General features: G+C 61.0%; 13 protein-coding genes and 1 pseudogene. 5 read left to right on the top strand and 9 right to left on the bottom strand.

Annotated features, from left to right (window positions below; genetic code table 11):
• Positions 1-16 precede the first annotated feature (16 nt).
• The 6 genes from ACA046_RS12295 to ACA046_RS12270 all read right to left on the bottom strand — a co-directional run bounded on the left by ACA046_RS12295 (position 17) and on the right by ACA046_RS12270 (position 7,252).
• Entirely contained in the window at positions 17-1,462 is a 1,446-nt protein-coding gene (locus ACA046_RS12295; RefSeq protein WP_258344867.1) for a hypothetical protein, read from the bottom strand.
• A 112-nt stretch (positions 1,463-1,574) separates the two neighbouring features.
• Entirely contained in the window at positions 1,575-1,943 is a 369-nt protein-coding gene (locus ACA046_RS12290; protein WP_497676635.1) for a hypothetical protein, read from the bottom strand.
• Positions 1,940-2,911, bottom strand: coding sequence for a hypothetical protein (locus ACA046_RS12285; RefSeq protein ID WP_497676634.1), 972 nt, complete (start codon positions 2,909-2,911; stop codon positions 1,940-1,942). The genes ACA046_RS12290 and ACA046_RS12285 overlap by 4 nt, the downstream gene beginning before the upstream one ends.
• Before the next feature lie 142 nt (positions 2,912-3,053).
• Positions 3,054-4,118, bottom strand: a complete 1,065-nt coding sequence (locus ACA046_RS12280) for a lipocalin-like domain-containing protein (RefSeq protein WP_459027995.1) — start codon at positions 4,116-4,118, stop codon at positions 3,054-3,056.
• Positions 4,108-6,582 carry an ABC transporter permease gene (locus ACA046_RS12275; RefSeq protein WP_497676633.1) on the bottom strand — a complete coding sequence of 825 codons (2,475 nt, stop codon included), beginning with the start codon at positions 6,580-6,582 and terminating at the stop codon, positions 4,108-4,110. Before ACA046_RS12275 ends, ACA046_RS12280 begins: the two co-directional genes overlap by 11 nt.
• A gap of 1 nt (position 6,583) precedes the next feature.
• The gene (locus tag ACA046_RS12270; RefSeq protein ID WP_076015711.1) at positions 6,584-7,252 is read right to left on the bottom strand and encodes an ABC transporter ATP-binding protein; all 669 of its coding nucleotides are present in this window, start codon (positions 7,250-7,252) and stop codon (positions 6,584-6,586) included.
• Positions 7,253-7,598: 346 nt separating this feature from the next.
• Between ACA046_RS12270 and pmrG the strand changes: the two genes are divergently transcribed.
• The 5 genes from pmrG (at position 7,599) to ACA046_RS12245 (ending at position 13,436) form a co-directional block, all read left to right on the top strand.
• Positions 7,599-8,282, top strand: coding sequence for a lipopolysaccharide core heptose(II)-phosphate phosphatase PmrG (gene pmrG, locus ACA046_RS12265; protein WP_497676632.1), 684 nt, complete (start codon positions 7,599-7,601; stop codon positions 8,280-8,282).
• 350 nt (positions 8,283-8,632) lie between these two features.
• Complete coding sequence (gene arnT / locus ACA046_RS12260) at positions 8,633-10,288, top strand: lipid IV(A) 4-amino-4-deoxy-L-arabinosyltransferase (protein ID WP_497676631.1); 1,656 nt, start codon at positions 8,633-8,635, stop codon at positions 10,286-10,288.
• Between the two features lie 59 nt (positions 10,289-10,347).
• Complete coding sequence (locus ACA046_RS12255; RefSeq protein WP_497676630.1) at positions 10,348-11,868, top strand: ArnT family glycosyltransferase; 1,521 nt, start codon at positions 10,348-10,350, stop codon at positions 11,866-11,868.
• A 67-nt stretch (positions 11,869-11,935) separates the two neighbouring features.
• Positions 11,936-12,700 (top strand): M15 family metallopeptidase, encoded by a 765-nt coding sequence (locus tag ACA046_RS12250; protein ID WP_497676629.1) that lies wholly within the window; start codon positions 11,936-11,938, stop codon positions 12,698-12,700.
• A gap of 13 nt (positions 12,701-12,713) precedes the next feature.
• Positions 12,714-13,436, top strand: a complete 723-nt coding sequence (locus ACA046_RS12245; RefSeq protein WP_497676628.1) for a L,D-transpeptidase family protein — start codon at positions 12,714-12,716, stop codon at positions 13,434-13,436.
• Here the strand turns inward: ACA046_RS12245 and ACA046_RS12240 are convergent.
• From ACA046_RS12240 to ACA046_RS12230, 3 genes and pseudogenes are all read right to left on the bottom strand, one after another.
• Positions 13,422-13,877: pseudogene (locus ACA046_RS12240) on the bottom strand (thioredoxin family protein); the annotation flags it as partial. The gene ACA046_RS12245 and the pseudogene ACA046_RS12240 sit on opposite strands and share 15 nt — an antisense overlap.
• A gap of 143 nt (positions 13,878-14,020) precedes the next feature.
• Complete coding sequence (locus tag ACA046_RS12235; RefSeq protein ID WP_167665452.1) at positions 14,021-14,200, bottom strand: hypothetical protein; 180 nt, start codon at positions 14,198-14,200, stop codon at positions 14,021-14,023.
• 10 nt (positions 14,201-14,210) lie between these two features.
• On the bottom strand, positions 14,211-14,456 hold the full coding sequence (locus tag ACA046_RS12230; RefSeq protein ID WP_497676627.1) for a DUF2790 domain-containing protein: 246 nt from the start codon (positions 14,454-14,456) through the stop codon (positions 14,211-14,213).
• Positions 14,457-14,597: the final 141 nt, after the last annotated feature.

Below are 14,597 nucleotides of genomic sequence, written 5' to 3'. Positions count from 1 at the left end.
TACTTGAACAACCTCATCAGTGAACGATGGTCTGGGTGCAGATGTGGCCCAGGCTGACGTACTGCACGTTGCTGCCGCCTACGCCAACACCGGGGAACTCATCCAGCTCGATGCGCCAGCCGCCTTCGTTGAAGGTGGTGTCCCACTTGTAGGACACGCCGGTGCTGCTGTCGTTGAAGATGGCGCGGTAGTCACCGTTGCAAGTACCCAGCGTGGCTGTCGCGGAAGATGCGCCGGCGCTGTTGGTCGTGGCCTTGTAATCAACCCAGTGATAGTTGATGTCATAGAAACGCTTGTCGACCCGCAGCACCGGGGTGATGCCCGGCAATGGTACGCCAGTGGTATCCGACCACTGGGTGCTCCAGTTCAACAGGCGTGCGGTCTGAGTGGCGGTCGAAGACATCGAGAACGGAATCCTGACGATGTTGTCACCGGTCACACTGTTGCTGTTCAGACGTGGGAAGGAACCCAGCGTCAACTTGTAATGCGCAGTTGGGTCCTGCGCCACTGCGGTGTTGGCTCGCACCCGCACCTTGGCGGTAAAGCCCGCTGCGCCCGACAGGCTCACGCTGGTACCGGCCGGGACGGCAACCCAGTTGCTGCCGTCGAAACGATCGAGGATCCACTGGTTACGCGTGCCTTCGCGGTCCTCTTTCAGGGCCAGGGCGACATTCTGGCCACGCACCGACTTGAAGTCGAAGTAGTCAACATCATTGGCGTTGTCGAGGTTACCGACCACCTGGTTCAGCGCATCCGGCAGCACAAAGGCAGTCTGCGCGGTGTCGTTGGGTTCATAGGCGTCCACGTTGGTGTCTGCCGCTACGCCAAAACTGAACTGCGCGTTATTCGCCGTGTTCGCCACCATGTACCAGTAGTAATCACCCGCCGGCAGGATGCCGCTGATGTATTCGTCGGCATTGCCCGGGTTATCGGAAGTCGCCAGCAGCACCGGATCGCCACCTTGGCCGTCATCCCGGAACAGGCTCAACGACATATCGGCACCCGCACTCTGGCCGATCAACTGCACCAGTACGCGAGCGCTGTGGGGCAGGTTGAAGTGGTAGGGAAATTCCTGGCCGGTCTGCACTTCACTGATGGTGTAGAGGGTGTTGATGTCCAGGGTCGGGAACAGCGGAACGAAATCGGCGGCGGCCGCTTTCAGCTTGCCCTGGCTGGGCTTCTTCGGTTCGCTGACCACGGTTTCAGTGATGCCGGCTTTGCTGGTGGCCGGTTTGAGCACCGGGGTTGTACCCGCAGCTAGGGCGTCCTTGAATTTCTTCGCGAGTTCTTCGGAAAGCGGCTGGGCTTGAAGGGTACCGCCGGGCTTGAGATCGAAGCCCGATGCAGGCGTGACCGCCTGTGGGCTGACGGTCGAAGGGTATTGCTCGGCCAGGGCAAAGGCCGAAACGAAGCTGGCAGCCATCATGGCCGCGCCCAATACAAAGGCTTTTTTAGATTTCATTTTTTATCCATCCATAGTTAAAAAATTGAAGCTCAGGTAACCGGTGACATCCGGTCACCTGGGATGGACTGTAGGATAATACTGTATGTATGTACAGTATTTTCTTAAAAAACTACCATTTCATCCAGACGTACCAAAGCGCTGAACCTACAAATCCAACCATTCCAAAACGATACGGCCACAGCACCCAGCGCTTGAGAGACAGAGGAACAGACGCCAGCTCTGCCGCCGTCACGTCTCCTCTTCTGATGTGCAGCTTGGGCAGTGAAAGAAAGTCGACAATCAGACTCAAACGCTTGTATCTGTCGATCAGTTTGTTTCTGCCCCAAAACCGTTTGTTGTCACGGATCAAAACGTTATCGCTGAAGTAGCTTTCCAGTTCATCCAGTTTTCTGTACTCGACGAATAGCTTCAAACCCAAAAAAATAAATGGCCATCCCCCCAATAAAATCACGCTAAATCCGTACAACGAAATAGTCATGCACCCTCGCCCTCATAGAATAAGTCGCCGGCCATTTCTCCTAACGCTCCTCCCACGGTTCCACCGGTATACCCTCCCGCAGCACCGCCAATAATCCCGCAAGCGAGTTCACCTTTTCCTTTGGTAGCGATACCCAAAACTAATTTACACAAACCACGCGCCACCTTTGCGCCCAATACCCCTCCACCGGCGGCCCCACCCACCCCGCCCACCAACTTCCCACCCTCCACATACTTCGCCCGCCTACACATCGCCCCCCGCCCCGCCATGCATGCTTCCTTGATCTCCAACCCCGCCACACCCACATCCAACGCCAACCCCACATACGTCCCCTTGCCCAAAAACTTCGAAGTCTCGGCAATGCTGCGAACCCGCTGCGTATAGCCCACGATTTCACTCTTGTGCAGATAACTCTTGGTGGAAATACCCAGTACTTTTTTCAGTGACTTATTGGTTTTCAGGCTCGTGCCAAATCGCGCCGCGCCTTGCAGTTGAGTATCCAAGCGCCGGAATAACATCTGCCGCTTCTGGATAAATGCTTCCTTGTTCAAGGCTCCACCCTTGAGTTGTTGATGCAAACGCTCAATCTCTTCCAGAGTGCGCTGGACCTCGTCCAAGTGTCGCCCCCAGGCCGCCGTCGAACTGCCGATTCCCACCGAGCTGTAAGCCAATAAACTCTGGAATAGATCATAGTTATTGATCACCGCCGCCCCAGCCGAGGCATCCAACTCCAGACTGCGCTGAATCTCCTGGGCATGGCGCATCAACCATGCATCATCAGTAGTGCAAGCCACGGCGTAGGCATCGGGAATGATCACCATCTGCCCTGGAGTCACCAGCCGGGCCTGGCGCAAGTGCAGGTTCAATGCGTCGAATTGATCGGAGAGTTGCCAACTGGACCCGGTCAGCAAGCGGGACTTCAAACTGAGGTAGTCCGTGGTGCGGTCATTGATGTATCCCTGCGCCATCACTTACATCCCTGATGTAATGAATATGGCGCAGGAATATAAGCAGGCTGACACAGCCCGGACACAAGCCTGGGACGGCTGAAATTACATTTGGGAAATCACCTACCTGGCAGGTAATCAAGGCCTACAAAAAGCATCGGACTCAATACCCCGTCATCTCCAGGTACCCCACCCCACCCTGAAATTTCACCGGCCCTTCCCAGTAGGGAATGCTCAGGTTCATCCAGGCCTTTGGGTTGACCGCTTCCGTGGTGATATCCAGATGTTTGCCCGGGATTTTCAATGACCACTGGGTGGGAATGCTGCGCCCATCGATCGCGGTCGTGCCCAGTGGCGTCAGTTGAATATCCTGGTTGTGCAGGGTCTGTGTGTGGCCATCCTTGTCGATCCAGGTGCCAGTCAGGTACGACGGTCCGTTTGTCTGCCGCACCCGAAACAGCATCAGCTGCTCGCCGCTGTCCAGGTGCAGGGAGAACCAGTCCCAGCCGGTCTGGCTGGCGGTCAATGGCTGGCTGCTCCATTCGCGGTCGAGCCAGGCGGTGCCGGTGACTTGGTAAGGTTTGCCGTCGATGGTCACGCGGCCATCCGCCTGGAAAAACGGCTGGCTGTAGTAATACGACGCCTGGCCCTGGTCGGACTTTCGGCTGTAGCCGTTATCGCCCTGGAGCACCAATGGCCGGCTGGAGGTCAGGTGCAGGTCGTAGTTGAAATGCTCGCCGGCGGCCTTCAACTGCATGTCCGCCAGGGGGCTGGCAGCACCGGGGCGGCTGGCGAAATTCCAGTCATCGATCCAGGCAGTGAATGGCACTGCCTGGGCGCCCGCCTGACCCACGCCGCCACGGGCATAGCGTTCGGCGGCGTAATGGCGGGTGGCCGAGGTCACGGCGGCGTGGCCGAGCCAGATCGTCGAGTCGTGCCAGCCCGGTTGCGTCGGCCCGGCCTTGAGCGCGTTGCGAAACAGCGTCCATTGCACGCCGTAAGCATTGCCCTCGGCATCCTTGAGGTTGGCGGTGAGGTACCACCATTCGATGCGATAGCCATCATGGGGGCCGTGGTCCTCGGGAAAGCTGAAGACTTTGCCGGGTACCACTTGGGCAAAGTCCGCCGCCTGGCTGCCCAGCCCGGCGAAGCTTTCTTCAGGCGCTGGCGGTTTGTCGCAGGCGCCGAGCAGCAGGAACGTCGCCCATAGCAGGCACTTAATCTTCATTGGCAAAGGTCCTCAGCAAATCCGCCGGGCGACTGCGGTACAACTGCCACAGCGGCCAGGCCGACGCCAGCAAGGTGGCCAACATCGCCAGGCCCAGCAGTTGCGCCAGTTGCCACGGAAACACCTGCAACGGCAGCCGCCAGCCGAAGGCCTGGACGTTGATCACCACATCCAGGCACCACGCCAGCAGCAAGCCCAACGGCAATGCCAGTATTAGAGTCAGCACCGCCAGCAGCCAGGTTTGGCCGAGGTTGAGCAGCATCAATTGGCGGCGCGTCACGCCCAGCGCCCACAACGGCGCCAACTGGCCGAGGCGGCTTTGACTTTGGGTCAGCAGGCTGATGAACAACGCCACGCCGGCTACTCCCAGGGTCAGGCTGTTGAGGGCGGCGGTGGCGGCAAAAGTACGTTCGAAGACCTGGCTCGACCACCCCTTGAGCTGCTGCTGGTCGACGATGCGGCTGTCTTCCAGGGCGAACCGGTTCTGCACTTCACGCACCAGTGGCGGTACATTGCCGGGCAGTACCCGCAGGTTGAAACGTGCCGGTGATAATCCCGGCCAGTGCTGCAACAGGTGCCGCGAGTTCACCAGCAGATGGCCTTTGGGGTTGCCGTAATCGGCGTAAATCCCCACCACCTTGGGCGACCATGGACCTTCAGGCGTGGGAATGTTGATGACATCGCCCAGCCGCACCTTGAGCCTGCGCGCCATTTGTTCGCTGAGCATCAGGGTGTCGTCTTGCAGCAACCGGGCCCATGGGTCAGCCGCCGCTTCCAGCAACGGCCAATGCTCGCGATAAGTAGGGTCGTCGACCACGCCGAACAGGTCCGCCGGCCAACCTTGCAACTGCACCGCGACCTGCCAGGTCGGCAGCACCGTTTGCGCCAGCGGTTGCTGTACCAGCCAGGCTTGCAATGACTCGGCCTGGGCCGGGTTTTGCGGGTTGAGGTACAGCTCGGCGGTCAGGCGTTGTTCCAGCCAGTTGTTGAAGGTGTGGCGAAAGCCCGAGGTCATCGAACCCGCACCGATGTTGGCGGCCAACGCCAGCAGCAAGGCCATCAGCGCCAGGCTCAGGGCCGGCAACTGCTGGCGACAATCGGCGAGAAACCATTGCCCCAATACCGAACGGCTGCGCCCCAGCACCGTCTTGAGTACGCCATTGAGCACCACCGGCAAGCCCAGCGCCGCGCCCAGCAACAAGGCCGCCATCAAGACAAACCCACTGGCCAGGCTGTCACCCAACACCAGCGCCAGCAGCGCGATCAATAAGGCAGCGCCTGCCACCCAGCCCTGACGTCGCAGCCAGCGCCCATGAGCTTGATGCCAGGCCTGGGCATTGGCCAACGCCAGCAACGGCAAACGCGCCGCGCGCCATAAACTGCTGGCCCCGGCGAGCAATGCGCCGAGCAAACCCAGGCCCAGGCCACTGAGCCACCACAGCGGGCTAAGGCTCAGTTGGCCGGGCACTTCGGCGCCGTACAAGCCGCGCAAGCTGGCGGCCACGTCCGGCAGCAACAGGCTGGCCAGCAAATACCCGCTGGCCACGCCCACCAGGCCGCCGAGCATGGCCATGCCACCGAGTTCGACCGCCAGGCTGAGGATCAGCATCCGCGCGCTGACCCCGCACGCACGCAAGGTTCGCAGCAGGCCGCGCCGTTGTTCCAGGGCCAGGCCGATGGCGGCATGCACGATAAACAGCCCCACGACGAAGGACAAAAAGCCCAGTGCATCGAGGTTCAGGTGGAAGCTTTCAGTGAGGCGTGCGAGGTTGTTTTCTTCGGCCTGCTTGAGTTGCAGTTGCGCGCCCAATTCGGGCGGCAAGGCGGGATGAGCCGCAGCAAAGGCCTTGTCCAGCAACAGCCGCGACAAACGTTGAGGCATGTCCAGCAGGGGTTGGGCGAAGCCAATGTCAGTCAGTAACAGTCCGGGAGCCATGTCCGGTTGTACATGCAGGGGCGGCAGCGCCAGCCCGGCGGCCGTCAGCGGCTGATCACCTTCTTTCAGGCCCAGCGCCTGCAAGGTCTGCGGTGCAATCCAGGTACGTCCCGGCGGGTGGAAGAACGCGACCATCTGCGCCCGGTCCAGGGTCTGCCCGGCCACCCCGCCACCGCCAGGCAACGACACCGGGTCGATGCCCATCACTTGCAAGCGCTGGTCTTCATGCCCCTTGAGCGTCACGCGGCCCTGCACCACCGGCGACACCGGCCACCCGGCGCGGCGCAGCTCGGCGAACAGCGCCTGGGGGAAACTGGCACCGTCCGGCGCACCGAGGCTGGCCTGGGGTTCGCCGCCGATCAGTTGGCTGGCGCGGGCATAGCTGTCCCGCGCCTGGCTGTTGAGGGCTTGCACGCCGGTTAACAGCGCGGTGGCCAGCCACAGGCCGGTGAGCACGCTGAAAAACTGCACCGGGTGGCGGCGCCAATGGCTGAGCAACGCGCGCAGCGTCCAATAGAAGACACGCATTTCAGCGGGCGTCCGCGGCGAGTACCTGGCCGCGGTGCAACACCACCTGCTGGTCCAGGCGCGCGGCGATGCGCGGGCTGTGAGTCACCATCAACAAGCTGGTAGGGCTGTCCCGCAGCAGGTCCAGCAGCAGTTGCAGCACTTCATCGCTGGTGGCTTCGTCGAGGTTGCCGGTGGGTTCGTCCGCCAGCAACAAGCCGGGCCGCGACGCCAGGGCTCGCCCCACCGCCACCCGTTGCTGCTGGCCGCCGGACAGTTGTTCGGGGTAACGCTTGAGCAAGTCTCCCAGGCCCAGGCGTTCCACAAGCTGTGCTTGCCATGCCGGATCGAGGCGCCCGGCCAGGCGCGCCTGGAATGCCAGGTTGTCTTCGACTCGCAGGCTGCCGATCAGGTTGAACTGCTGGAACACCAGGCCGATCTCGGTGCGGCGCCAGTGGGCCAACTGCGCTTCGCTCATTTGGTCCAGGCGCTGATCGCCGACCTGGATGCTGCCACGGTCGACCTGGTCGAGCCCGGCCACCAGATGCAGCAGCGTGCTTTTGCCACTGCCGGATTCCCCCATCAACGCCAGGCTGCTGCGCTCCCCCAGGTAAAGGTCGACACCCGCCAGTACAGCCAGCGGCCCCTGCGGCGTACCGTAACGCTTGAATACCCCTTGTACCTGCAGCATCACCCTTCCCCATACGCTTCTGGACTTAAGCCGGAGAATAACGGTTGTCACATTTTTATGTCACAACCATGGGCAAAAGGAGCGACCCATGACCCCCTGCAAATTTTTCACATCGATTTCACCCGGCGGCCACCTGCCGCACTTTAAATTGCCGCCCACGAACAGATAACAGGCTGATTATTTTCAAGCCTTGCAGTGCAAGTGAACAAATTTTTATATCGGTATGTTCAGCAAAAAGACAGCACCCCTGTGACACGCTTTTGCACATTCCTGCCTAAGCGCTCTTCACTTGGCGCCCTGCCTAACTTGCTGCTGGCAGTTACCGGATTACGCCTGGAAGTTACCAATGGTGAATAGTGTGGTTGACCTGACTCTAAGCAAGTCTCGCTCGCGCTGGGCGTTTTTAAAACAGTTGAACAAGCTATGGCTTGGTGTGGCGGGTATCGTAATGGTCAGCCTCGCGGTAACAGCGTTTATCTGGTGGCCAAGATCGCCGCTTGACCTGGGCGTGGGCCATCGCCTGCTCACTTCCGGCGTGCTGGAAGCCTGGCGCAACGGAGACCTGGTAATACTGGTGCGCCATGAAGAGCGCTGTGACCGCTCCAACAACCCCTGCCTCGGCCCGGCGGACGGCCTGACCACCCTCGGCACGTTGTCCGCCAGCGCTGTGGGCAAGGCGTTTCAGACCCTGGGCATGGAAAACACTGACGTCCTGAGCAGCCCCACGACCCGCACCGCGCAGACCTCGCTGTTCATGTTTGGCAAGGCCGAATTGTCACCTGGCCCGCTGGCCATCTGCGGCCCTGCCATCGGCGAAGAACTGCGCCCCCATAAACAGCCTGATCGCAACTTGCTGCTTGTCACTCATAGCGCCTGCATCAGCGACTTCGAGGAGGCGCTGGGCTTCGAACATGCTGCACATGCCGAATACGGCAGTGCGTTGTTTGTAAAGCTTCTGCCCAATGGCAAGTTCAAGACGCTGGGCATTATGAACAGCAAGGACTGGGCGGCCGCACTTAAACAACTTTAGAACACTTCTTTACATTTAATCATTCAAGTTCGTTCAGCAAAAAGACAGCCATGCCATGGCATCTTCTACCTATTTTTAATAGGCGTTTTTTCCAGAAAACTCTTAGCTCGCTAACTTTTCACAAGTTAACAACATGACGGAGATTTTCGATGCCTCATTGGACGCCACACGTTTAACGAACTTAACCAGGGCACATGGACACTCAGTTTCGCGCCCACTAACAGACTGTTTAAGGAATAACGTTCTGTGCCGGATGTTTACCCGACCACGACCACGCTTCACCCCTCGCGCATGGCTGTTCCAGTGCTCGCGCTGATCCGCCGTCAATACCGCTTGAGAGTGCAATATTCATGACCCGCCTTAAACCATTGCCCGTATTGCTACTGGCATTCGTGATGTTCTATTTGTTGCCGCTGGGCCTGCACGGCCTGTGGATTCCCGACGAAACCCGCTACGCCCAGATCAGCCAGGAAATGATCATGAGCGGCAACTGGGTATCACCGCACTTCATGGGCGTGTGCTACTTCGAAAAACCCGCCGCCGGTTACTGGTTGATCGCGTTGGGCCAGGCGATATTGGGTGACAACCTGTTCGGCGTACGCATCGCCTCCGCGCTGACCACCGGCCTGAGCGTGATGCTCGCCTACCTGATCGCCCGCCGGCTGTGGAACGACCCGCGCAAGAGTTTTGCCTGCGCGCTGCTGTATATGAGCTTCGGCCTGGTGGCCGGGCAAGCGGGTTACTCCAACCTGGATCCGCAATTCACCTTCTGGGTCAACCTGAGCCTCGTGGCCCTGTGGTTTGCCCTCGACAGTGCCAACCCACGTGCCCGCCTCGCCAGTTGGACCTTATTGGGTGTGGCCTGCGGCATGGGCTTCATGACCAAGGGCTTCCTTGCGTGGCTGCTGCCGGTACTGATCGCCCTGCCTTACATGCTCTGGCAGCGCCGCCTGGGCGAGCTGCTGCGATACGGCCCGCTGGCGATTCTGACGGCGGTCGTGGTGTGCCTGCCTTGGGTACTGACGGTCCACCTGCAGGAGCCGGACTTCTGGCGCTTCTTTTTCTGGCACGAACACATTCGCCGGTTTGCCTCCGACAACGCCCAACATGCGCGGCCGTGGTGGTTCTACCTGCCGCTGATGGTGGTGTCTTGCCTGCCGTGGGCGGCGCTGCTGCCAGCAACGCTGTGCAAGGCCTGGAAGGACAAAGGCCAACCCGCCATCGTCTTCCTCGCGCTGTGGATGCTGCTGCCCCTGGGCTTTTTCAGCCTGAGCAACGGCAAATTGCCGACCTACATCATGCCGTGCCTGCTGCCGCTGGCGCTGCTGATGGGCCATGCGTTGATCGACCTGCTGGCCAACGCCCGCACCCGCACGCTGCGCGTCAATGGCCTGCTCAACCTGGGCATTGGCTTCACGGCGATGGTGACGCTGATCTACCTGCAAATCGACCGGCCGTTGTACGGCAACAGCCACAGCGAGATGTTCAACCTGTCCCTGACGTTCATCGTGCTGATGGGCTGGATGCTCACCAACCTGCTGCAAGCGTTCCGCCCGCTGGCGCTGTGGGCGATGCCCGCCTTGGGCATTGGCCTGTTGGTGGCGCTGTTGCCCGCCGGCATGCCGGCGGTGATCGAAGATAACCAGATGCCTGACCAGTTCGTGCTCCAGCACCTGGACGATCTGCAACAGACCCATGCGCTGCTGAGCAACGAACTGGAGTCGGCGTCTGCCTTGGCATGGCGCCTGCGCCGGCCCGAAGTGACGCTCTACAACACTGAAGGCGAACTGCGCTACGGCCTGCAATACGCCGACTCGATGCACCGCAAGGTCGGCCTGGACGACGTTCAAGCCTGGCTCAAGCAGGCGCGCCAGCAAGGTTCGGTGGGCGTGTTGCTGCGGGTTCGGAGCACCAGTGAAATGCGCGAAGCCGGCCAGTTGCCGCTGGGGGGCAAGCGTTATTACAAGGGCGACCTGGAGATCATCATCTACCCGGCATTGCCGTAACACAGCCGCACTAATGTGGGGTGACCCATTCAACACTCATCCCACATCGGAACCGCTCCATGACCTTCTGGAAAACCGAACGCGGCGCCCTGCTGTTGCTCCTGGGCGTGTCCGCCGTGATCCTGCTGCTGGGCCTGGGCGCCCGCGACCTGTGGGGCCCGGAAACCCGCTGGGCGAACATCACCTTGCAGATGCTGCAAAGCGGCGACTACTTTGACCCGTACCTCAAGGGCACCCCCTACTACGACAAACCCCTGCCGTCGTACTGGCTGATCACCGGTTTTGCCAACCTGATGGGCGGCCTGGGGCCGTGGTCGTTGCGCCTGTCTTCGGTCATCTCGGCGTGGCTGAGCATCTGGCTGGTCTACCTGATCGGCGAGCAGCTGTTCCGCAAAGGCACCGGCCTGATTGCCGGCTGGATGCTCGCGACCACCTTCTACTTCATCTTCTGGGCCCGGGTGGCCACGGCGGACGTGCTGACCGTGTGCGGTGTGCTGGCGGCCGTCTGGTGGTATTGGCGCGGGCCGGACGACACGCGGCTGGGGCGCTACACGGTGTTCTTCCTGTTACTGGCGGCGACCTCGCTGTTCAAGGGGCTGATCGGCTTTGTGCTGCCGGGCCTGGTGCTGTTGCCGCACCTGCTCAGCGAACAGCGCTACAAGCGTCATCTCAACCTGCGGCTGGTGCTGGCCGTAGCCATCGCCGGGGCGTTCTATGCGATTCCGTTTGTCCTGTCCCATCTCTACGGCGCACCGACCTACGGTGAAAGCGGCCTGGAACTGGTATTCCGGGAAAACGTGGTGCGCTTCTTCGACCCGTTTGACCATATGGGACCGATCTACACCTACCTGATCTACCTCCCGGCCTACACCTTGCCCTGGGCCCCGTGCTGGATCCTCGGCCTGTGGCTCGCCATGCGGCACTGGCGCGACACCCCGCCCAACACCCGCTGGCTGGTCTGGGGCCTGGGCCTGCTGTTTGTGTTCTTCACTGCCAGTGGCAGCCGGCGCAGTTACTACGTGCTGCCACTGGTGCCGTTCGCGCAGCTGCTGGCGGCGTGGTGGGTCAGTGAGCGTATCGCCCGCAACGGCACGGTCGGGCGCGGTTGGTACCGTGGGTTCGGCATCGCCGCCGGGGTGATGCTGCTGGTGCTCGGGGTGGTGTATCCGTGGACCAATGGCAACGGCGGCGTGACCCGTTTCGCTGCCGACGTGCAAGTACAGGCGGAGAAAAGCGCACCGTGGAATCAGTGGCAGATGGTAATGGTGGAAGTCGATAACAAGGTGCCGATGTACCTGCAAAATCACGGGGCGCCGTTCTACTACGTGGCCAAAACCCAGGATTTTCCGCGTCAGGGCGACAGTGCGGCGTTCATGGCCTGGCTGGAAAAAACCAGCGGCCGCCCCTTTGATCCCAAGCGCACGATTATTGTCACGCAGTACACCCAGGATGACGCGACGCCGCTGGCCTATCTGGGCAACGATCATCAGGTCATCACGACCCAGCCGGACAATGGCGAACGGTTGTTCCACAACCGTGACGGCGGCAGTGTGGCGTTTGTGCCCGGCGCCGCGCCCTAGCACTGGCGGCAAGGGCCGGGCATTGCTAGTGTGGCGCGCTTAAGCCACCGCCCGAGCCCGGCCGCCCATGCCCTACTCTTTCCCCGCACTTGCCGTCCTGACCCTCCTGGTGCTCGTCGCGCCGGCAGCGGCAGACACGCCAATGCCAGCCAACATGGTTTACCTGCGAAGCCTAGACCCGAGCATCGCCCAGGACATTCGCTACGCCAGCCCCCACAACTTCACCGGAGCACCGCTGGACGGCTACAACGCCGCCGAATGCGTGCTGTCTGCCGACGCGGCAAAGGCACTGGTGCGGGTCCAGGCCGAGTTGGCCAGCCAGGGTTACGGCTTGAAGGTATTCGACTGCTATCGCCCCAGCCGTGCCGTCGCGAACATGGGCCGCTTCGCCAGCCTGCCGGGCGATCCGGCCAAGGCCGAGTTCTATCCCCGGGTGAACAAGCAGGATTTCTGGCGCCTGGGCTATGTGGCCAAAGTCTCCAACCATTCCAGAGGCGCGGCGGTCGACGTGACCCTCATCGGGCCCCAGGCGCTGCCGGCACACACCTGGAGCCCAGGCACCCAGGCAGTGGATTGCGCCGCCGGTTATGGGAAACGCCTGCCCGATGGCGGCGTGGACATGGGTACCGGCTTTGACTGTTTCGACGACCTGGCACATACCGACAACCCGGGGATCAGCCAAACGGCCCGGCAAAATCGACAACGGCTCACCGCAGCGATGAGCAAGGAAGGCTTTTCGGGTTATTCCGGCGAATGGTGGCATTTCACCTACAGCCGCAACCCGGTGCGGGCCGCGCCGATGGATTTCCCTATCGAGCCGCTGCGGAAATAAGGAATAAACAACGGTGAACACCTTTCTCAAACGCTGCACAGTCTTGTTGGCGCTACTTTCAAACGTGGCACTGGCACAAATCCCCGAGACCAGCCGGCAACTGATCGTGGTCACCACCCCGGACTGGAACGCCCTCCAGGGCACCGCACAACGTTATGAGCGGCATGGGCAAGGCTTTCAGAAAGTCGGCGAACCGTTTGCCATCGTGGTGGGCAAAAACGGCATGGCCTGGGGCACCGGCCTTACGACGCCAACCCCCGACCAGCAGCCCCTCAAGCATGAAGGCGATGGCAAGGCCCCGGCCGGCCTCTTCAAACTCGGCAGCGCCTTCGGCTACGCCCCCACCGCCAATACCCGCTTGCCCTACACCGTCAGTACCGCCACCCGCGAATGCGTGGATGACAGTCAGTCCAGCCATTACAACACCCTGGTCGACCGCTCGGCGGTGAACAAGGACTGGACCAGCTCCGAGCGGATGCTGCGCAAGGATCAGCTGTACCGCCAGGGGATTTTTATCGAGCACAACACACCGGCTTCGGCCAACGGTGGTTCGTGTATTTTCCTGCATATCTGGCGCAGCGTCAGTGCGGGAACATTGGGCTGTACGGCGATGGAGCCGGTGAATATCCAAGCGTTGTTTGCCTGGCTGGACCCGCGAGAAAACCCGGTGCTGGTGCAACTGCCGGCGGCGCAGTACGACCTCTACCGTGAGCGCTGGAAACTACCCTTGCGCTGAGCCGGCGGCCCGGGCTTCTTCCAGCAAGGCCTGGATGACCTTCTCCTGATTGTCATAACGGCCTTCACCGAAATGGCTGTAGCGGACTTTACCGGTGGCATCGAAGAAGTAATGGGCCGGCCAGTACTGGTTATCGAAGGCGCGCCAGATTCGATAGTCATTGTCGATGGCCACCGGGTAATGGATGTCCAGCTTCTTGACCTGGCTGCGTACGTTATCCAGGACTTTCTCGTAGCCGTTTTCCGGCGTGTGCACTCCGATCACCACCAACCCGTCCTTGGCGTACTTCTTCGCCCACTGATTGACGTACGGCAGGCTGCGCTGGCAGTTGACGCAGTCGTAGGTCCAGAAATCCACCAGCACCACCTTGCCTTTCAGGCCTTCGGCCGTCAGTGGAGGCGAGTTGAGCCACGCCACGGCGCCGTCCAGGGACGGCATGCGCTCCTCGGACTGGCTGAAGCTTTCGGCGTCGACGTTGTTGATCAGGTAGTTGACCGCCTTGGGTACGCCGACCAAGGCTACGGCCAGTGCCAACAACAGCAGGCCTTTTGAGCGGCGCAGGTATCGGATGAAGTTCATGGGTGTCACCTCGTGGCCGGGGGTGTTTCGGCGCGTTTGCGACCCGCGCCGTTTTGCGCCACCGGCGTGTTCTGGAAGCAGGTTTCACTGCCGGTGAGTTTTTTCGCGGTAGCGGCATTCACATCCGCCGCCACGCCCGCCATGGAAAATGCCAGGGCGCTGAGAAAGCTGTTGAGTCGGGTCATGGCAGTCTCCTCAGCTGCCTTCAAGGCAGTTGCTGGAAAATTTGCGGTAGTCGAGGACGTGGCGCTGGCCTTGGGAATCGAGGTAGGTCAGGTGCGAATTGACCATGCCGCACAGGGCGCTGCTGCCGGTTTCTTCGGTGATGGACACCACCCGGTGGATATCCGGCTGGCTGGCGGTGGTTTCGGCATGGCCGGTAATGCTCAAACCCGTGAGTGCGGCAAACAGGCAGGCGGCAGAGGTAGCTTTGAGATTCATGTGCGGTTCTCCGGGGTTTCAAGTGGGCCGAGGCGGATTACCTCGATGAGCTCATTTGAACCTTGCGAGGTATCTCGATTGTGTCGGCCAAGCCCGGATTTTTGCGTCGATGTGTATCTGGTCACTGCCAGATACACTGCA

The sequence above is a fragment of the Pseudomonas sp. LBUM1641 genome, from assembly GCF_059716235.1.
The sequence above is the reverse complement of the archived record's forward strand: the minus strand, read 5'-3'. Positions and strand labels throughout refer to the sequence as shown.